Source organism: Agromyces cucurbitae (genome assembly GCF_058349945.1).
Map to the genome: position 1 here is coordinate 87,262 of NZ_JBYRES010000002.1, position 19,059 is coordinate 106,320.

A 19,059-nucleotide genomic window follows, 5' to 3' on the forward strand; every position below is an offset into this window, starting at 1 on the left:
ATGGAGGCAGGCGGTGCGCGCAGCGGTGCTCTCGGCCCACGGCCTCGACGGCCTCGACCTCGTCGACCGCGAGGTGCCGACCGCGGGCCGGGGAGACGTGCTGGTCCGAGTCGAGACCGTCGGCGTCAACCAGCTCGACCTCAACGTCATCGCGGGCGTCGGGCCGGGCGTCGCGGCGAAGCTGCCGCGGGTGCTCGGCATCGACCCCGCCGGCGTGATCGTCGCGGTCGGCGAGGGCGTCGACCCTGCGTGCGTCGGCGACGCGGTCGTCGTGAAGCCCAACATCTCGTGCGGCGACTGCCCCGCGTGCGCCCGCGGACGTGAGGCCGACTGCCCGGCGCAGACGGTCGTCGGCGTGCACCGCGACGGCGGGGCGGCCGAGTTCGCCGCCGTGCCGGCGCGCAACGCCTTCGCACGCGGAACGCTCCCCGCCGGGGTCGCGACCGCCGCCGTGCACAGCGTGCCGATCGTGCTCAACGCGCTCGACACGGCCGGCGTCGCGGCGGGCGAGCGCGTGCTCGTCACGGGCGCCGGAGGCACCCTCGGCCGCGCGGCGACCGCACTCGCCGCGCACCTCGGCGCCGAAGTCGTCGCGACGTCCCGCAGCGCCCTCGAAGCCACTCCCGCCGGTGTGCGTGCGCTGCAGGCGACGAGCCCCGATGAACTGCGCACGACCCTCGCCGCCGAGACCGATCGGCACGGCGGCTTCGACGTCGTGATCGACGTCAGCGGCCATGGGCCGACGCTCGCGGCCGGCATCGCCGCGCTCGGCTGGGGCGGGCGCGCCGTCTTCTGCGCGGCCTCGGTCGACCCGCGGGTCGAGCTCGACGCGCGCGACTTCTACCTCCGCCGCAAGCGCCTCATCGGCGTCGCGAGCGCCGACTACGCGCAGGTGCGCCGCGCCCTCGACCTCGTCGCGAGCGGCGTCGCCGTGCCGGTCGTCGGGTCGCGGCATCCGCTCGCCGGAATTCGCGACGCGTACCGCGGCTTCGCCGACTCGCCCCCAGGAAAGGTGATCATCGATGTCAGCTGAAGGTTTCGAGACGGTCGCTGCGCTCCCTCCTCAATCCAAGGGTTTCGAGACGGTCGCTGCGCTCCCTCCTCAACCCGCGGGGCCGCTCGCCGGCATCCGAGTGATCGAGCTGGGCCAGTACATCTCCGGTCCGTACGCCGCGAAGCTGCTCGCCGACCTCGGCGCCGACGTCGTGAAGGTCGAGTCGCCCGACGGCGACCCGATGCGCCGCTGGGAGGGCCACGGGGCGATGAGCCCGCAGTTCGCCGCCTACAACCGCGGCAAGCGCGCCGTCGTGCTCGACCTCAAGAGCGAGCACGGCCTCGCCGAGCTGCTGCGTCTCGCGGGCGACGCCGACGTGCTCATCGAGAACTTCCGCCCCGGGGTGGCGAGCCGGCTCGGCTTCGGGCCCGAGGTGCTGCGCGAGCGCAATCCGCGCCTCGTCTCCTGCTCGATCACGGGCTTCGGCGCCGACGGCCCCTACGCGAAGCGCCCCGCCTACGACACCGTGATCTCCGCCGTCGGCGGCATGTACAGCCAGGTCGTGCCCGAGCACATCCTGCGGCCGATGGGGCCCGCATTCTCGGATCTGCTGAGCGGCATGCAGGCCGCGCAGGCCGTGCTCGCCGCGTTGCATGCCCGCAACGCGACCGGAGCGGGCGAGCACCTCGAGGTTTCGATGGTCGGCTCGCTCATCGACTTCCTCACCGAGGCGGCGTCGACCTACCTCGAGACGGGCCAGGTCGCCGGACCCGACTCCCGCCCGCGGCGTGCGCAGGCCTACGCGTGCCGCGGCTCCGACGGTCGGGCGTTCGTCATCCACATGTCGGTGCCCGAGAAGTTCTGGACGGGTCTGCTCGCCGTGCTCGAGCACCCCGCGCTCGGCGCGGACACGCGGTTCTCGACGCGCGAGGCCCGCGTGCGCAATTACGACGAGCTCGACGTCGAGCTCAAGGCCATCACGGCCCGGATGCCGCGCCAGTACTGGCTCGACCGGCTGGCCGCCCACGACATCCCGCACGGGCCGCTCAACACGGTCGCCGACCTGTTCGACGACCCGCAGGTCGCGTCGATGGGCCTCGTCGAAGAGATCGACGGCCACGACGGGCCGCTCCGCGTGCCGTTGCCGAGCACCGTGTTCCACGGCAGCGGTCGCCCGACGCTGCGAGCCGCCCCGAGGCTCGGCGAACACGACGGGCAACTGCTCCGCGAGGCATCCCCTCGACAAGCTCAGGACACCGCCAAGATCGAAGAGGGGACCCGCGCATGACCCGCACCGACGAGCTCGTCGCGATCGACGTGCACACCCACCCGCAGACCGAGGAGTTCCTCGCCGCGATGGGCAAGCGCCACCAGCAGATGGCCAAGCACTTCGGGCGCGAGCGCCCGGCGGTCTCGTTCGCCGAGCAGGCCGACCAGTACCGCGACCGCAAGATGATGGCGGTCATCGTGAACTCCGACTCCGAGACGACCTCGGGAATCAAGGGCGCGCCCAACGACCTGCTGGGCCGGGCCCAGGTCGACCACCCCGACGTGTTCCTGAGCTTCGCGGGCATCGACCCGTGGAAGGGCGAGGCGGCGATCGCCGAGATCCGCCGCATGCACGCCGAGTACGGCATCGCGGGCGTCGGCGAGCTCAACGCGTCGCGGCAGAAGTTCCTGCCGAACGACCGCCGCTTCTTCCCGATCTGGGAGGCGTGCGCCGAACTCGGGCTCGTCGTGATGTTCCACTCCGGCTTCCCGGGCGCGGGCGCCGGCACCCCGGGCGGTGGCGGGTACCGGCTCGAGAACGCGCGGCCGATCCCGTACCTCGACGACGTCGCGGCCGAGTTCCCCGAGCTCAAGATCATCAGCGCGCACCCCGCCTGGCCGTGGCACCTCGAGAACCTCGCGATGGTGTGGCACAAGTCGAACGTCTACCTCGATCTCTCGGGCTGGGCGCCGAAGTACCTGCCGCCCGAGGTCGTGCGCTACGCCGACTCGCTCATCACCGACCGCGTGCTGTTCGGCTCGGACTGGCCCGTCATGACCGTCGACCGCTGGATGGACGAGTTCGCCGAGCTGCCGTTCAAGCCCGAGTCGCGGCAGAAGATCCTGCTCGACAACGCCCGCAAGCTGTTCGGAATCTGAGCGGCGCCGTCCGCCCGAGGCATCCGCCCCACGAAAGGAACCATCCCGCATGGCCGAACTCGTCCTCGCGGCGGCGACGCCGCACAACCCGCTGCTATGGCGCGCGATGCGCGACCCGATGCCCGACGACCTCGCGGGCGTGGCGGCGAACTTCTCGCGGTTCCGCCGCGCGTTCGCCGAGCACGACGTCGACGTGGTCGTCGTCATCGGCACCGACCACCTGCGCCAGTTCTTCTACGACACCTCGCCCGCGTTCGTCGTCGGCAAGGCCGAGTCGTACCACGGCACGTGGGAGAACGAGGTGCGCACCTTCGGCATGGAGTACGTCGAGGTCGCCGGGCACCGCGGGCTCGCCGACGAGATCTCGGGACGCACGGTGCTGCCCGAGGCGATCGACTTCTCGGTGAGCCTCGAGTGGCGGCTCGACCACAGCTTCGTGATCCCGCTGCAGTACGTGCGGCCCGAGCTCGACGTGCCCGTCGTCCCGATCCACACGAACGCGTCGATGCCGCCCGTGCCGAGCGTGCGCCGGTTCATCGCCCTCGGCGAGCACCTGCGCGCGTCGATCGCAGCGTGGGAGTCTTCCGCTCGGGTCGCGATCCTCACCTCGGGGCACATGGCCAACGACGTGGGCGGCCCGCGCACGTTCGCCGGCTCGCCCGACCCCGAGTTCGACGCGGCCGCCGCCTCCTGGATGCGCGACGGCGACCTCGAGGCCGCGATCCGGGTGTGCAGCGACTTCGAGCGCATCACCGAGGCCGGCTGCATGACCTACCAGTACCTCAACGCGATCACCGCGCTCGCCGCGATGGGCCGGCCCGCCGACCACGTCGACGTCGCCGAGTCGCGGTTCGCGTCGAGCCCGTTCTTCTTGTGGGAGACCCGCTGATGACGAAGTACATGGTCGACAAGTTCATGCGGTACGTCGAGCTCAGCGACGCACGGGTGGCCGACTACGTCGCCGACCCCGACGTGTACGTCGGCGCCTGGCTCGCGAGCGGAACCGGGCCCGAGGGCGCCGCCGACGATCGCGAGCTCACCGAGGCCGAGCGTGCGGCGTTCGCCGCACGCGACTACGAGGCGCTCTACGCGCTCGGCGCGCACCCGTACCTGCTGTGGCACTTCACCGAGGCCGTGCACGCGCACGAGTTCGGCGAGGGCTTCGGCTGGCGCGACCTCGTCGAGCAGTACCGCGCGGCGGTCGCGCCGCAGGGGGTCGTCGACTACATCCCCTAGGCGGCGCGGCCCACGCTCACTCCTCGACGCCGGGGTCGCCGCCCTCGAGGCCGCCGTCGGTCGACTCGGTCATCGGCTCGGCGTCATCGGGTGCGGTCTCGGGGTCGGTCGCCTCGCGCTCGCGCTCCTCCTCGCCCCGGCCCTCGACGTCGCGGGCCAGACGCTCGGTCTCGCGGTCGCCGGCCCGACGGGCCTCGGTCTCGGCGGTCGTCTCGGGGTCGTTCATCGAGGTCATGGCAGCCTCCTGCTCGTGGTCGGAGCGGCGCGATCCGGGGATCGGCCACGTGGCTACGCTCGCAGCCGGTGGTCGGCCGGGCAACGGGCTTGACAGCGCTCAGGCCACGCCGAGCAGCACGGATGCCGCGAGGGCGAGCAGGGCGCCCACGAGCTGCACCCGTGAGAGGTGCTCGCGCAGCACGATCCAGGCCAGCGCCATCGTCGCGAGCGGGTAGAGGTTCGTGAGCACCGCGACGACGGCGACGTTGCCCGCCAGCAGCCCGAGCATGAGCAGCACGTTCGCGACGCCGGTGAGCAGCCCGGCAGCGGCCGCGAGCAGCATCGCCGGCGACACGACCCCTCGGCTCCCGGCTTCTGCAGGAGATTCGTCGGCATCCCCGGTGTGAGCGGGGGATCGGGCCGAATCTCCTGCAGAAGCCGTGGTCGAGGGCACGGTTGCGGGCGCGGGCGGGTCGAGCAGCGCGAGCAGCCGCCGGGTCGGGGCGCTCACGGGGGCGAGCAGCGCGACGGCGAGCAGCACGACCGCGCCCGTCGTCGAGTCGAGCAGCACGGGGACGAGCCCGGCATCGTCCGGCACGCGGTCGAGGGCGACCGTCGCGAAGCCGAAACCGAGCCCCGCGGCGAGCGTGAGGACGACCGTGCGCGTGCTGAGGCCCGAGACGGTCAGCCGGTGCTCCATGCCGATGAGCACCGAACCGACGACCGCCATGGCGACCGCGAGCCATACGAGCGGGCTCAGCGGCTCGCCGATGACGAGCGCCGCACCGACCGGAACCGCGGAGCTGAGCAAGGCGATGACGGGCGTGACGAGCGAGATGGGTCCGGCCGCGAGCGCGGCGAAGAACGCGAGGAACCCGATGAGGGCGAGCACCCCGGCGAGGAGCCCGCTCGTCACCGTCTGCGTCGACCAGACCCCGCCGGTCATGGCGACCACCACGACGAGCACGAGCGCCGCGACCGCGTAGTTCACGGTCGTCGAGGCGAACACGGTGGCGCGTCGAGCGGCGACTCCGCCGAGGAAGTCGCCGACGCCGTACGCGAGCGCCGCACCGAGCGCGAGCGCCACGATCGTGATCATCGTCTCAGCCTGCCCGACGCGTCACCTCGAGCGCACGCCCGCTGATGCCGAACGCCGTCGATTCCCTGCCACGGTCGGCGGCCCCGGGTGTGGGCGGGCCGATCGCTCTGCGCGGGTATCACCTCGTGACGTCGAGGTCGCCGAGTCCGGCGATGACGCGGTCGAGGCCGAACGCCCGGGCCCGCTCGGCGTCGTACGGCGCGCCCATCGCCTCTCCGGCCGCTCGCCCGACCCGCTGGGCGAGGGCGAAGTCGTCGCCCAGGTATCGGGCGAGCGTGGCAGCCGACTGCTGCCAGGTCTCGCCGAGATCGTCGGACGACTTCGGGCGGATGATCCTGGCCGCGGCCGCCCGCACGTAGTCGAGCACGAACGACAGGGCGGCGTCGCGCTCGACATCGTCGAGGGCGGTGCCGTCGAAGGCATGCAGCTCGTGGTCGTACTTCGCGATGGTGCCCGGTCCGAGTACGGTGCGGGCATCGTCGACGTCGAGCAGCCACGGGTGCGCGCGGAACAGCGCGACGTTGTCGTCGGCGATCCGCCGGACGCGTGTGCGCCAGGCGGATCGGCCGAACGGCGTCATCGGCATCTGCGCGTGCACCCGGTCGGCCATGAGCACGAGCAGGTCGTCGCGGCTGTTGACGTGCGTGTACACCGACATCGCCGTCAGCTCGAGGGACTGCGCCAAGGCGCGCACCGTGACGGCGGCGAGCCCGCCGTCGTCGGCGAGGGCGACGGCGCGCTCGACGACGTCACCGGTGGAGTATCGCGCACGCGGGCCGCGGCGCCCGCCGACCGGGGCGCCGACATGGTCGCGCCAGAGCAGATCGACGAGCGGCTGCGGCATGACCGGACCTCCTCGGGAATACCTTCAGCAACACTCTACGTTGTACATTGAACTGTACGACGTACAGAGTTAATGACGGGAGCATCCATGCACATCACCCAGACCGCCATCTCGCTCAACGTGCCCGACGTCGAGGCGTCTGCGGCCTTCGCCCGCGTGCATCTCGGCTACGAGACGGCGATGCAGGCCGACGGCTTCGTGTCGCTGCAGCACGCCGACGGGGGCTCGAACCTGATCTTCCTCGCGACGGGCCTCGCGACGTTCAAGCCGGCGGAGATCGCCGGGTCGGCCGGCCAGGGGATCCTGCTCGTCTTCGGCGTCGACGATCTCGACGCCGAGTTCGACCGCATCGCCGCGACGGGCGCGCGCGTCGTGACGGCCCCGGAGACCGAGCCGTGGGGCGAGCGCTACTGCCAGTTCGCCGACCCGAACGGCATCGTCTGGCAGCTCGTGCAGTGGGTGACGCCCGACGCCTGATCGCCAGGGAGCCGGCAAGCCAGCGGGGCCGACGTCGGCATCGCCGACGAGCGGCGGGGCGGCACCGAACCGGTGCCGCCCCGCCGTCTCGCTGATCAGAGCGCCGAGCAGTCGCCGCTCTTCGCCCCGCGCACCGAGTTCGGAGCACCGAAGTCGGAGAGCGCGGCGCTGTTCGCCGAGCAGGCGAGGTCGCCCGTCACCGTGTTGCCGACGAACACCGGCCCGTACGCGCCCGCGAGCCGCGAGAACCGCTCGTTCGCGCTCACCTGCGTGTTGCCGGTGAACACGACATCGCCAGTGAAGGTCGTCCCGGCGATCGTGATGTCGCTCGTCGTGCCCGACACCATCGTGGCCCCGTTCACGGTCGAACCGAACATCTGCACGGCCGCGGCGTCGGTCGCCCGCAGGCCGCCGCTCACGGTGGAGTCCGCGACCACGACTGACGCGCCCGCGCCGACCGTGATGCCGCCGCGCACCGTCGCATCGGTGATGCAGGTCACGCCCGTCTTCGCGACGACGCGAGACTGCGAGCCTGTGAGCGTCGTGTCGCACTCCGCCCGCTCGCCCGGCAGCACCGTCGCGCGGTAGCTCTCGTACTCGCCGACGTTGCCCGCAGGGTCGATCGCCCGGTGGTCGACGACGTGCGTGCCGTAACCCGGCACGAATCCGCCGAGCGGGTGATCATCGGGCAGCGTCTGCTCGAACGCGGCCTTCGAGAGGCCCCCTGAGCCGAGGTTGCCGTACGTGAGCGCCTTCACGACCGAACCCGAGTGCGAGAAGTGGAACGGCGTGTCCTGCTGCTCGGGGAACCCGAAGTAGTTGAACCAGCCGTCGTCGTCGAGGCGGAACTGGCCGACGACCGCGCGGTCGCCGTCGTACCCGGTGGTGTCGTCCTGCGGCTCGAGCGCCATGTCCCACCCGTCGAAGTAGACGGGGTGCTCGAGGTCGCCGTCGAGCTCGACGAGCGGCTCGCTGAGCGTGCGTGGCGCCGTCGGGAGCACACCGTCGATCGTCCACGACTTCGAGTCCGTCTTCGACGGGTCGGCCGGGTCGGTCACCGTGGCGCTCACCTCGTGCGTTCCCGCCGCCAGGCCGAGCTCGCCGAGGTCGAGGGTGCGCCGGTTGCCGGGGTTCGCGACGGTCTCACCGTCGACGGTCCAGGCGACGTCGAGCACCCGATCGGTCGGGTGGTTCGTCTCCACGAACACGATCTCGTCGGCGGCGACCGGCTGCACGTCGAGCGTCGCGTTCGTGATCTCGGCCTCGGGCTCCGACGCCGTCACGCCGTCGGGACCGACGGTCCACTGCCGCGCCTGCACGAACCGCGGGCCGTTGAACCCCGAGTCCGACGAGGTGTTGTTCGTCGACGGATTGCGCACCCAGTCGATGCCGTCGGGGCCGACGGGGTCGCGCACCTCGAGGTTGACGACCGTGCCCTCGGGCAGGTCGAGCGGTTCGAGGTCGAGGTACGGGTTGCCGCGCGTCTCGAGCACCTCGCCCGTCGGGCCGCCGACCCGCCAGGTGTACTGCAGCTCGTGGAAGCGGGGGTGGCCCGCCTCGGCCCACAGCACGCCGTCACCCGGCACCGTCGTGTCGGTCGTCGCGTCCACGTTCATGATGCCGGCGTTCCGCATGCCCGTGATTCGGGCGACCATGTTCTCACGCCCGATCTGGTCGAAGTCGAACCCGAGCCAGCGCATCATCGAGTGCTCGCTCGGCCGGCGCACGCCGCACGGGTACGTGTTGCCGCTCTCGTAGAGCCCGATGGTGCCGCCCGAGATCGACTCCTCGCCGAGCCACCGGAACCACTTCTTCTGGTCGGCGATCATCTGCTCGGCCGAGGTGTACGTCGTGTGGTGGAAGCTCGAGGGTTCCGCGCCGGCGTAGCAGTTGCGCACGACGTCGCGCGACGAGTACGGGTACTCGTCGGCGAGCGTGCCGAGCGAGTGGCCGAGCTCGTGCATCGAGATGAGCGGCCCCTGCGGCGAGCCGCCCGAGGTCGTCGCGTTCGTCCCGCCGATGCCGCCGTACGTGAAGGTGTTGAAGATCACGAGCGTCTGCAGGTTCTGCGAGTTGCGCGGGATGCCGAGCTCCGGTGCGACGTACGTCTCGAGGATGCGGCTGAGCGCCTGCGAGCCCGTCTCGCACGGGTTCACCCCCGGCGGATAGTAGCCGGCGTCGTCCTCGCAGCCGACCGGGGCGCCGGCGGGCGTGACCCCGCGGGCGAGCGGGTCGCTGCATCCGCCGCCGTAGTTCATGCGCAGGGCCGTGTTCTTCTCGTTGATCGGCCCCTCGCGCTCACCGGTGTCGCGGATGGTCCCGTCGGGATGACGCACCCGCCCGTCGGGGTCGCAGCGCACGCCGTAGTCGATCGAGGCGACCTCGACCGAGTAGACGTTGATGTAGTCGCGGTACGTGCGGAACGGCTCCGTCGACCACAGCACCGAGAGGTTCCGGTCGAGGTCGGAACGGAAGATCGACTGCTGATCGGCCTGATAGCCGTCGCCGAGCACGATCAGGTTGAGCCGGTCGGCGGCGGGCCCCGTCACTTGGACGGGAACGACCTTCGGATCGGGGAGCGGTGCCACCTCCTCCGCGTTCGCCGGCGAGGCGACGACCGCCCCGGTGATGAGCGTCGCGATCACGGTGATGATCGCGGCGACGGACGACCTGCTTCTCATGAGTCACCCTCCTGGGCTCCGCACGCGGCGGCGCCGGTCCGGCACCGCCGCGAACCCCCGACGGTGCGACTCGGGGGCCGTCATCGTCGGCGACCCCTCGAGCACTTGCCTAACGCATCCGGCGCGATCCTCGACGAGATTCGACGAATGCCGAACCGGCCACCGGAGGGGTGCGACAACTGGAGCGGGTGCCGCGTGCTGCGCCGACTACCGGATCGACGCCGCGAGCCCGAGTGCCGCCTCGGCCAGCGCCGCGGAGGTGTCGGCGTCGCGCATCCACAGCGGCACGGCCGCCGCGACGAGCCCGGCGTCGGCGAGCGACGGCAGCGCCGAGGCATCCGACTCGTCGACGAGCCAACCGTCGACGATGCCGCCGCCCGACCGCGCACCGTAGTGCCGCCCGACCGCTTCGGCGCTCGTCTCGACGCCGATGACGGGCAGGCACGCGTCGGCCATGCCTCGCACGACCTTGCCGCCGATGATCGGCGAGACGCCGACGACCGGTGCGGCGGTGGTGGCGAGCGCCTCGCGGATGCCGGGCACGGCGACGATCGTGCCGATCGAGACGACCGGGTTCGAGGGGGCGAGCAGCACGACGTCGGCGTCGCGGATCGCCTCGACGACGCCGGGCGCGGGGCGCGCTTGCGCGAGGTTGCGCTGCGTGAACTCGAGCGCGGGCACGGCGGCGCGATGCCGGGTCCACCACTCCTGGAAGTGCATCTCGGCCCGGGTCGGTGCGCCGGCGGGCGGCGGTGCGTCGCCCTGCGACGTCCCGGTCGCCGCGCGGAGGGCAGCGGCATCCACCCTGACCCACGTGTCGACCTCGGTGTCGGTCGCGGGAATGAGCCGCGCACCGAGCGGCCACCGCCGCTGCAGGCGCTCGCCCACCTGCGACGGCGTGAACCCCGCACGCAGCCACGACGTGCGGGCGAGGTGCGTGCCGAGGTCGAGGTCGCCGAGCGTGAACCACGGCCAGCCGACGCCCCACTCGCGGAGCTCGGCGGCGACGCGCTCGGTCTCGCCGGCCCGGCCCCAGCCGCGCTCGGTGTCGTTGACTCCCGCGAGGGCGTAGAGCAGCGAATCGAAGTCGGGCATGAGCCGCACGCCCGCGAGCCACACGTCGTCGCCGGTGTTCACGACCACCGTGATCTCGTCGGGGGATGCCTCGCCGTCGCGCTGCTCGGCGGCGCGGCGCCGAACCGCCTCACGCAGGCCGAGCACGAAGCGGGAACCGCCGACGCCGCCGGCCAGCACGGTGATCTTCACCCGTCAAGCGTAGGGCGCGCGACCGCGCACCGGAGTCGCCGGCGTCACACGATTGCCCCGAGATCGTGGAGATGTCAACCCGTTTGTACCGCCCGGACGGCACGTTAGGGTGACCACTCGGCTCGAACGGCAGCCGGGAGTCAGGGAGGGATTCGATGGGCGACGTGATGCGGCTTCGGTCGACCGATGTCGGGGTCGTGGAGCCGATCTGGCGGCAGTTCGCCCCGACCGCGAGCATCAAGCGGGTCGAGCCCGACCGGTTCCGGTTCGAGTGGGACTCCGCCTCGCTCGCCGGCTTCTCCCTCGTCGAGTACCGGCTCGATGCCGACGTCGACTCGGTCCTCGACGCGACCGACCAGTTCTTCGTCTGCCAGCTCACCACGCCGGGCGGCGGCGTGGGCACCGCCCGGAACGCGTTCGACACCGCGATGCCGTGGGCGAGCAGCGGCCACCGCGTCGAGGCCAGCTGGCGCGGCGAGGCGAACGTGCGGGCGTTCATCTTCGATCTGGCTGCGGCCGAGCAGGTGGCCCGGCGGATGAGCGGCGACGACACCCTGCGCCTGCGCGTGCTCGACGAGCAGCCGGCGTCGCCGGCCGCCGGGCGCGCCTGGCTCAGCGCGTTCGACCACGTGCGGCGCTCGCTCGTCGACGACGGCGCGCACGACGAGCCGCTCATCGCGGCCGAGCTCGCGGCGCATGCGCTGCGGCTGACACTCGCCGCCATCCCCACCACGTACCTCGAGGCGATCGAGCGCGTGCCGCAGCGGGGCCCCGCCGATGCGACCGTGCGACGGGCCATGGCGTACCTCGACGAGCACGCCCGCGAGCCGATCACGATCGACGAGGTCGCGGCGGCCGTGCACATCTCGACCCGTGGGCTGCAGTACGCGTTCCGGCGTGCGACCGGGGAGACCCCGATGCAGTACCTGCGTCGGGTGCGGCTCGCCGGTGCTCGCGAAGACCTGCTGCTCGGCGTCCAGTCCGTCGCCGTCATCGCGCGCCGATGGGGCTTCGGCCAGGCGTCGCGCTTCGCCCGCTACTACCGCGAGCAGTACGGCTGCACGCCCGGCGAGCAGCTCCGCCGCGCGCGGTCGTGACCTCCGGTTCGTTTTCCGTGCCCCACCGTGCGCGCAGCGGCTCGCCCGCGGGCGACCGGCGGCCGCGTCGCACCTACTCTCGATCCATGGGCACCATCTACTACGGCAGCGGCATGAGCACACGGATCGAAGACCGTACGCTCGCGCATCTCAAGGTCGCGATCGTCTCGAAGCTGCGTCGCAACGAGAGCTTCACCCTGTCGTGGGCCCACCCCGAGGACCACCCCGAGGGACGCAGCACGCTGTGGCTGCACCCCGCGATCCCGCTGCGGTTCGTCTTCGACGAGCCCGAGGCGCCCGAGCTCAACCGCGAATGGCTCGAGCAGCTCATGCGCTCGGCCAACAGCACCGGCGGCATCCAGCTCGTGCCCGAGCACCTCGAACCGACGCCGCGAGCGCTGCCCGAGCCCGAGCAGCAGCCGCAGCCCGAGCTGGCCTGACCCCAGGGGCGGAGCCGCCCATCGGGCCGGCTCGGCCGCATCGATCGCACGCCTCCGCCACGTGCGCCCTCGTCGTCGTGCTCATCCGAGCAGACCATTGCCCCATTCGCGCCCCGGGGTGAGTATGGATCGACAGGCACCATGAGCCACGAGAGCACACCGAAGTGCGGCAGGAGGCAGCATGACCACCGTCCGAGCGGCCATCACCCAGACGACCTGGACCGGCGACAAGGCGTCGATGCTCGACAAGCACGAGCAGTTCGCCCGAGACGCCGCAGCGCAGGGCGCGCAGGTCGTCTGCTTCCAGGAGCTGTTCTACGGCCCCTACTTCGGCATCACGCAGGAGCAGAAGTACTACCGCTTCGCGGAGGCCGCCGACGGGCCGATCGTGCAGCGCTTCGCCGCGGTCGCGAAGGAGCTCGGCACCGTCATGGTGCTGCCGATCTACGAAGAGGCCGAGACGGGCGTCTACTACAACACCTCGGTGCTCGTCGACGCCGACGGCGAGATACTCGGCAAGTATCGCAAGCACCACCTGCCGCATCTCGACCGGTTCTGGGAGAAGTTCTACTTCCGCCCCGGCAACCTCGGCTACCCCGTCTTCGACACGGCCGTCGGCCGGGTCGGCATGTACATCTGCTACGACCGGCACTTCCCCGAGGGGTGGCGCGAGCTCGGCCTCAACGACGCGCACATGGTGTTCAACCCCAATGCGACGAAGCCCGGGCTCTCGAACCGGCTGTGGGAGGTCGAGGGACCGTGCGCCGCGGTCGCGAACGGCTATTTCGTGCTGCAACCGAACCGGGTCGGCCGAGAGGACAACGAGTACGGCGAGCTCGCCGTCGACTTCTACGGCACGAGCCAGGTCATCGACCCGCGCGGCAACTTCGTCGGCGAGCGCGGCTCGAGCGAGCACGAAGAGCTGCTCGTGCGCGACCTCGACCTCGACATGGTGCGGCAGATGCGCGACGACTGGCAGTTCTACCGAGACCGCCGGCCCGACTCGTACACGAAGATCGCGAAGCCGTAGGGAGGCGGGAGACATGACCACCACCCTCATCACCGGCGGCACCGTCGTCAGCGCGACGGGTCGCGCCGCGGCCGACGTGCTCATCGACGGCGAGCGCATCGTCGCGCTGCTCGAACCGGGCTCAGAACTGCTCGGCACGGTCCCCACGCCCACTCCAGGCGCCGCTAGCGCGTCGCCCGGAGCCTCCGGGCGCGTGGGCCCAGTCGCCGCCGGGATCGACCGCGTCATCGACGCGACCGGCAAGTACGTGATCCCGGGCGGCATCGACGCCCACACGCACATGCAGCTGCCGTTCGGCGGCACCGAGGCGAGCGACACGTTCGAGACCGGCACGCGCGCTGCGGCGCACGGCGGCACCACCTCGATCATCGACTTCGCGGTGCAGCGCTACGGCGAGCGCGTGCAAGACGGACTCGCCGCGTGGCACGAGAAAGCCGCCGGCAACTGCGCGATCGACTACGGCTTCCATCAGATCATCGGCGGCGTCGACGACGACGCGCTCGCGGCGATGCGCGCCCTCCCCGACGAGGGCATCACGAGCTTCAAGCTCTTCATGGCCTACCCGGGCGTCTTCTACTCCGACGACGCCCAGGTGCTGAAGGCGATGCAGGTCTCGCGCGACACGGGCATGCTCACGATGATGCACGCCGAGAACGGCCCCGCCATCGACGTGCTCGCCGAGCAGCTCGTGGCCGAGGGCAAGACCGACCCCTACTTCCACGGCATCGCCCGCGCCTGGGAGATGGAGGAGGAGGCGACCCACCGGTCGATCATGCTCGCGAAGCTCACCGGTGCGCCGCTCTACGTCGTGCACGTGAGTGCCAAGCAGGCGGTCGAGCAGCTCGCCTGGGCGCGCGACAAGGGCCAGAACGTGTTCGGCGAGACCTGCCCGCAGTACCTCTACCTCTCGCTCGAAGACCAGCTCGCGGCATCCAGCGACGAATGGGGCGCCTTCGAAGGCGCCAAGTGGGTGTGCTCGACTCCGCTGCGCTCCCGAGAAGAGGGGCATCAGCAGGCGATGTGGCAGGCGCTGCGCACGAACGACCTGCAGATGGTGTCGACCGATCACTGCCCGTTCTGCATGAAAGACCAGAAGGAGCTCGGGCTCGGCGACTTCCGCAAGATCCCGAACGGCATCGGCGGCGTCGAGCACCGCATGGACCTCATGTACCAGGGCGTCGTGACCGGCGAGATCACCCTCGAGCGCTGGGTCGAGCTCACGTCGACGACGCCCGCGCGCATGTTCGGCCTGTACGGCCGCAAGGGCGTCATCCAGCCGGGCGCCGACGCCGACATCGTGGTCTACGACCCGAACGGGCGCACCTCGATCGGCTACGGCGAGGGCCGCAAGCACCACATGAACATGGACCACGCGGCGTGGGAGGGCTTCGAGATCGACGGCCGCGTCGACACGGTGCTCTCGCGCGGCAAGGTCGTCGTCGACGGCGACGAGTACCTCGGCGCGAAGGGCGACGGGCGCTTCCTCAAGCGCGGCCTGAGCCAGTACCTGAGCTGAGAGGAGCACCACATGGACTTCGGAGCCGTCCTGCAGACGAATCCGCCCTCGGCGCGCACCGTGCAGCTCGCGAAGCTCGCGGAGGACCACGGCTTCAGCCACGTCTGGACGTTCGACTCGCACCTGCTCTGGCAGGAGCCGTACGTCATCCACTCGCAGATCCTCGCGGAGACCCGCAAGATCACGGTCGGGCCGTTCGTGACGAACCCCGCGACCCGCGACTGGACGGTCACGGCGAGCGTCTTCGCGACCCTCAACGAGATGTACGGCAACCGCACGATCTGCGGCATCGGCCGTGGCGACTCGGCGGTGCGCGTGACCAACGGCAAGCCGACGACGATCGGCGAGCTGCGGGAGTCGATCCACGTCATCCGCGAGCTCGCGAACTCGCGGCCCGTCGAGTACCACGGCTCGACGCTGCAGTTCCCGTGGAGCCAGGGGTCGGAGCTCGAGGTGTGGGTCGCGGCCTACGGCCCGCTCGCGCTCAAGGCCGCGGGCGAGGTCGGCGACGGCTTCATCCTGCAGCTCGCCGACGTCGACATCGCCAAGTGGATGATCCAGCACGTACGGGACGCCGCCGAGGCGGCCGGCCGCGACCCCATGTCGGTCAAGATCTGCGTCGCCGCGCCGTTCTACATCGGCGACGACCGTGCGCACATGCGCGACCAGTGCCGGTGGTTCGGGGGCATGGTCGGCAACCACATCGCCGACATCGTCGCCAAGTACGGTTCGAGGTCGGATGCCGCGGGCGGCGCCATCCCCGAGGCGCTGTCGTCGTACATCGCGGGCCGTCAGGGCTACGACTACAACGAGCACGGGCGGGCGGGCAACACGCACACCGACTTCGTGCCCGACGAGATCATCGATCGCTTCTGCGTGCTCGGCACGGCCGATGAGCACATCGAGAAGCTCGAACAGCTGAAGGCGCTCGGCGTCGACCAGTTCGCCGGGTACCTGCAGCACGACAACAAGGAGGAGACGCTCCGCGTCTACGGCGAGACGGTCATCCCCGCGCTCGCCGACCACGTCACCGCGAAGCGCTGAACACGAGGAGCAGTGGGTTGAGGAGCGACCGACGAAGGAGGTCGCGTCTCGAAACCCGACCGACCCGGGTTTCGAGACGGCGCTCCGCGCCTCCTCAACCCGCAGCGAACGAGAAGGGCACCCCATGAGCGACAACCTCACCGATGGACTCGACGAGCTCGCGCGCGAGCTCGACCGGGCGCATGTGTTCCACTCGTGGTCGGCGCAGGCGGCACCCCCCGGGCTCGTCGTCGCGAGCGGTCGCGGCTCGCGGGTGTGGGACCACGCGGGGCGCGAGTACCTCGACTTCTCGAGCCAGCTCGTGAACGTCAACATCGGGCACGAGCACCCCGCCGTCGTCGCCGCCATCCGCGAGCAGGCCGAGTTGCTCACGACGATCGCGCCGTCGACGGTCAACCTGGCCCGCGGCGAGGCCGCGAAACGCATCGTCGACCGCGCACCCGAGGGGTTCACGAAGGTGTTCTTCACCAACGGCGGGGCCGACGCGAACGAGAACGCCGTGCGCATGGCGCGCCTGCACACGGGCCGCGACAAGGTGCTCTCGACGTACCGGTCGTACCACGGCAACACCGGGGCGGCGATCGTCGCGACGGGCGACTGGCGGCGCATGCCGAACGAGTTCGCCCGCGGGCACGTGCACTTCTTCGGCCCGTACCTCTACCGCTCGGAGTTCTGGGCGTCGACGCCCGAGGAGGAGTCGGAGCGGGCGCTCCGCCACCTCCGGCGCGTGATCGAGTCGGAGGGTCCGCAGACGATCGCCGCCGTGCTGCTCGAGACCGTCCCCGGCACCGCCGGGGTGCTCGTGCCCCCGCCCGGGTACCTCGCCGGTGTGCGCGCGCTGTGCGACCAGCACGGCATCGTGCTCATCCTCGACGAGGTGATGGCCGGGTTCGGCCGCACCGGCCGGTGGTTCGCCTTCGACGGCTACGACGTGCGCCCCGACCTCATCACCTTCGCGAAGGGCGTGAACTCGGGCTACGTGCCCGCGGGCGGCGTCGTCATCTCCGATCCGATCGCGGCGACCTTCGACGAACGGGTGTTCCCGGGCGGACTCACCTACTCGGGCCACCCGCTCGCGATGGCCTCGATCGTCGCGACCATCGACGCGATGGCGTCGGAGGGCATCGTCGAGCATGCCCGCGACGTCGGCGCCGAGGTGATCGCGCCCGCCCTCGAAGAGCTCGCCGAGCGGCATCCCCTCATCGGCGAGGTGCGCGGCGAGGGCGTCTTCTGGGCGGTGGAGCTCGTCGCCGACCGCAAGACCCGCGAGCCGCTGCCGGCCGCGCAGATGGGCCGCATCAAGTCCGCGCTCATCGGGCGCGGGCTGCTGCCGTTCATCCAGGACAACCGCATCCACGTCGTGCCGCCCTGCGTCGTCACGGCCGACGAGGTCGCCGAGGCGGCCGTGATCTACGACGACGTGCTGGCGACCGCGCTGGTCGCCGACTAGCGACCCCCGGAAGGGAGACCACGATCATGACCGACACCATCCAGCACTGGATCGACGGGGCGCCCGCGGGCGCCGACGCCACGCGAAGCGGTCCCGTGTACAACCCCGCGCTCGGCACCGAGCAGAAGCGGGTGGCGTTCGCCGAGGCATCCGACGTCGACGCCGCGGTGGATGCCGCGGCCCGCGCCTTCCCCGCCTGGCGCGACACCTCGATCGCGAAGCGCCAGCAGGTGATGTTCCGCTTCCGCGAGCTGCTCAACGAGCGGTCGGCCGAGCTCGCCGAGATCCTCACGAGCGAGCACGGCAAGGTGCTCGCCGACGCGCAGGGCGAGATCGCGCGCGGACTCGAGGTCGTCGAGCTCGCGTGCGCCATGCCGTTCGCGACGAAGGGCGAGTACTCCGAGAACGTGTCGACCGGCGTCGACGTCTACACGCTGCGGCAGCCGGTCGGCGTCGTCGGCATCATCTCGCCGTTCAACTTCCCGGCGATGGTGCCGCTGTGGTTCTTCCCCCTCGCGATCGCGACGGGCAACACCGTCGTGCTGAAGCCGAGCGAGAAGGACCCGTCGGCGTCCGTGTGGCTCGCCCGCCTCATGCAGGAGGCGGGGCTGCCCGACGGCGTCTTCAACGTCGTGCACGGCGACAAGGCCGCGGTCGACGCGCTGCTCGAGCACCCGACCGTGCGCGCGATCTCGTTCGTCGGCTCGACGCCGATCGCCCGCTACATCTACGCGACGGCGACCGCGAACGGCAAGCGGGTGCAGGCGCTCGGCGGGGCGAAGAACCACATGCTCGTGCTGCCCGACGCCGACCTCGACCTCGCGGCCGACGCCGCCGTGAACGCGGGCTTCGGCTCGGCCGGCGAGCGGTGCATGGCGATCAGCGCCGTGCTCGCGGTCGACCAGGTCGCCGACGAGTTCGTGGCGAAGGTCGCCGAGCGGATGGCCCGGCTCACGACCGGCGACGGCCGGCGCGGCTGCGACATGGGTCCGCTGATCACGCGCGAGCATCGCGACCGGGTCGCGGGCTACCTCGACGTGGCGGCGACCGACGGGGCGAGCGTCGTCGTCGACGGGCGCGACCCGCAGGTCGACGGCGACCCGAACGGCTTCTGGCTCGGGCCGACCCTCGTCGACAAGGTGCCGACGAGCTCGGCCGTGTACCGCGACGAGATCTTCGGACCGGTGCTGTCGGTCGTGCGGGTCTCGGGCTACGAGGAGGGCCTCGGCATCATCAACGCGTCGCCGTACGGCAACGGCACCGCGATCTTCACCAACGACGGCGGGGCCGCGAGGCGGTTCCAGCGCGAGGTCACGGTCGGCATGGTCGGCATCAACGTGCCCATCCCGGTGCCCGTCGCCTACCACTCGTTCGGCGGCTGGAAGGACTCGTTCTTCGGCAACTCGAAGGCGTACGGTGCGCGCGGCTTCGACTTCTTCATGCAGGAGAAGGCGATCACGTCGCGCTGGCTCGACCCGAGCCACGGCGGGCTCAACCTCGGCTTCCCGCAGCACGACTAGC

General features: G+C 71.3%; 18 protein-coding genes. 13 read left to right on the top strand and 5 right to left on the bottom strand.

Features of this window, described 5'->3' with window-relative positions; translation table 11 throughout:
• The first annotated feature begins 13 nt into the window (after positions 1-13).
• From AC3RJ6_RS07335 to AC3RJ6_RS07355, 5 genes are read left to right on the top strand one after another with little or no spacing between them, the layout of a single operon-like run.
• Positions 14-1,033 carry an alcohol dehydrogenase catalytic domain-containing protein gene (locus tag AC3RJ6_RS07335; protein ID WP_491426325.1) on the top strand — a complete coding sequence of 340 codons (1,020 nt, stop codon included), beginning with the start codon at positions 14-16 and terminating at the stop codon, positions 1,031-1,033.
• Positions 1,023-2,282 carry a CaiB/BaiF CoA transferase family protein gene (locus AC3RJ6_RS07340; protein ID WP_491426326.1) on the top strand — a complete coding sequence of 420 codons (1,260 nt, stop codon included), beginning with the start codon at positions 1,023-1,025 and terminating at the stop codon, positions 2,280-2,282. Before AC3RJ6_RS07335 ends, AC3RJ6_RS07340 begins: the two co-directional genes overlap by 11 nt.
• Positions 2,279-3,142, top strand: a complete 864-nt coding sequence (locus AC3RJ6_RS07345; protein WP_491426327.1) for an amidohydrolase family protein — start codon at positions 2,279-2,281, stop codon at positions 3,140-3,142. The genes AC3RJ6_RS07340 and AC3RJ6_RS07345 overlap by 4 nt, the downstream gene beginning before the upstream one ends.
• A gap of 49 nt (positions 3,143-3,191) precedes the next feature.
• Positions 3,192-4,031 (top strand): DODA-type extradiol aromatic ring-opening family dioxygenase, encoded by an 840-nt coding sequence (locus tag AC3RJ6_RS07350; protein ID WP_491426328.1) that lies wholly within the window; start codon positions 3,192-3,194, stop codon positions 4,029-4,031.
• The gene (locus tag AC3RJ6_RS07355) at positions 4,031-4,378 is read left to right on the top strand and encodes a hypothetical protein (RefSeq protein WP_491426330.1); all 348 of its coding nucleotides are present in this window, start codon (positions 4,031-4,033) and stop codon (positions 4,376-4,378) included. The genes AC3RJ6_RS07350 and AC3RJ6_RS07355 overlap by 1 nt, the downstream gene beginning before the upstream one ends.
• Before the next feature lie 16 nt (positions 4,379-4,394).
• On the opposite strand, the gene AC3RJ6_RS07360 is transcribed toward AC3RJ6_RS07355, so the two are convergent.
• From AC3RJ6_RS07360 to AC3RJ6_RS07370, 3 genes are all read right to left on the bottom strand, one after another.
• Entirely contained in the window at positions 4,395-4,613 is a 219-nt protein-coding gene (locus tag AC3RJ6_RS07360) for a hypothetical protein (protein ID WP_491426331.1), read from the bottom strand.
• Positions 4,614-4,712: 99 nt separating this feature from the next.
• Entirely contained in the window at positions 4,713-5,693 is a 981-nt protein-coding gene (locus tag AC3RJ6_RS07365) for an EamA family transporter (RefSeq protein WP_491426332.1), read from the bottom strand.
• A gap of 118 nt (positions 5,694-5,811) precedes the next feature.
• Positions 5,812-6,537 (bottom strand): TetR/AcrR family transcriptional regulator, encoded by a 726-nt coding sequence (locus AC3RJ6_RS07370; RefSeq protein WP_491426333.1) that lies wholly within the window; start codon positions 6,535-6,537, stop codon positions 5,812-5,814.
• A gap of 87 nt (positions 6,538-6,624) precedes the next feature.
• Here AC3RJ6_RS07370 and AC3RJ6_RS07375 point away from each other — a divergent pair, with 87 nt between their 5' ends.
• Complete coding sequence (locus AC3RJ6_RS07375) at positions 6,625-7,014, top strand: VOC family protein (protein ID WP_491426334.1); 390 nt, start codon at positions 6,625-6,627, stop codon at positions 7,012-7,014.
• 95 nt (positions 7,015-7,109) lie between these two features.
• On the opposite strand, the gene AC3RJ6_RS07380 is transcribed toward AC3RJ6_RS07375, so the two are convergent.
• Positions 7,110-9,695: a M64 family metallopeptidase gene (locus AC3RJ6_RS07380; protein ID WP_491426335.1), complete on the bottom strand. Its 2,586-nt coding sequence runs from the start codon at positions 9,693-9,695 to the stop codon at positions 7,110-7,112.
• A gap of 207 nt (positions 9,696-9,902) precedes the next feature.
• Positions 9,903-10,961: a 2-phospho-L-lactate transferase CofD family protein gene (locus AC3RJ6_RS07385; RefSeq protein ID WP_491426336.1), complete on the bottom strand. Its 1,059-nt coding sequence runs from the start codon at positions 10,959-10,961 to the stop codon at positions 9,903-9,905.
• Between the two features lie 155 nt (positions 10,962-11,116).
• Here AC3RJ6_RS07385 and AC3RJ6_RS07390 point away from each other — a divergent pair, with 155 nt between their 5' ends.
• The 7 genes from AC3RJ6_RS07390 (at position 11,117) to AC3RJ6_RS07420 (ending at position 19,058) form a co-directional block, all read left to right on the top strand.
• A complete protein-coding gene (locus AC3RJ6_RS07390) occupies positions 11,117-12,058 on the top strand; it encodes a helix-turn-helix transcriptional regulator (protein ID WP_491426337.1) in 942 nt (313 codons plus the stop codon).
• Positions 12,059-12,144: 86 nt separating this feature from the next.
• Positions 12,145-12,498 (top strand): DUF7882 family protein, encoded by a 354-nt coding sequence (locus tag AC3RJ6_RS07395; protein WP_491426338.1) that lies wholly within the window; start codon positions 12,145-12,147, stop codon positions 12,496-12,498.
• A gap of 181 nt (positions 12,499-12,679) precedes the next feature.
• Entirely contained in the window at positions 12,680-13,528 is an 849-nt protein-coding gene (locus tag AC3RJ6_RS07400; RefSeq protein ID WP_491426339.1) for a nitrilase-related carbon-nitrogen hydrolase, read from the top strand.
• A gap of 13 nt (positions 13,529-13,541) precedes the next feature.
• Positions 13,542-15,044 (top strand): dihydropyrimidinase, encoded by a 1,503-nt coding sequence (gene hydA, locus AC3RJ6_RS07405; RefSeq protein ID WP_491426340.1) that lies wholly within the window; start codon positions 13,542-13,544, stop codon positions 15,042-15,044.
• Between the two features lie 12 nt (positions 15,045-15,056).
• Complete coding sequence (locus AC3RJ6_RS07410; protein WP_491426341.1) at positions 15,057-16,088, top strand: TIGR03842 family LLM class F420-dependent oxidoreductase; 1,032 nt, start codon at positions 15,057-15,059, stop codon at positions 16,086-16,088.
• A 124-nt stretch (positions 16,089-16,212) separates the two neighbouring features.
• Positions 16,213-17,538, top strand: coding sequence for an aspartate aminotransferase family protein (locus AC3RJ6_RS07415; protein WP_491426342.1), 1,326 nt, complete (start codon positions 16,213-16,215; stop codon positions 17,536-17,538).
• 26 nt (positions 17,539-17,564) lie between these two features.
• Positions 17,565-19,058: a CoA-acylating methylmalonate-semialdehyde dehydrogenase gene (locus tag AC3RJ6_RS07420; protein ID WP_491426344.1), complete on the top strand. Its 1,494-nt coding sequence runs from the start codon at positions 17,565-17,567 to the stop codon at positions 19,056-19,058.
• Position 19,059: the final 1 nt, after the last annotated feature.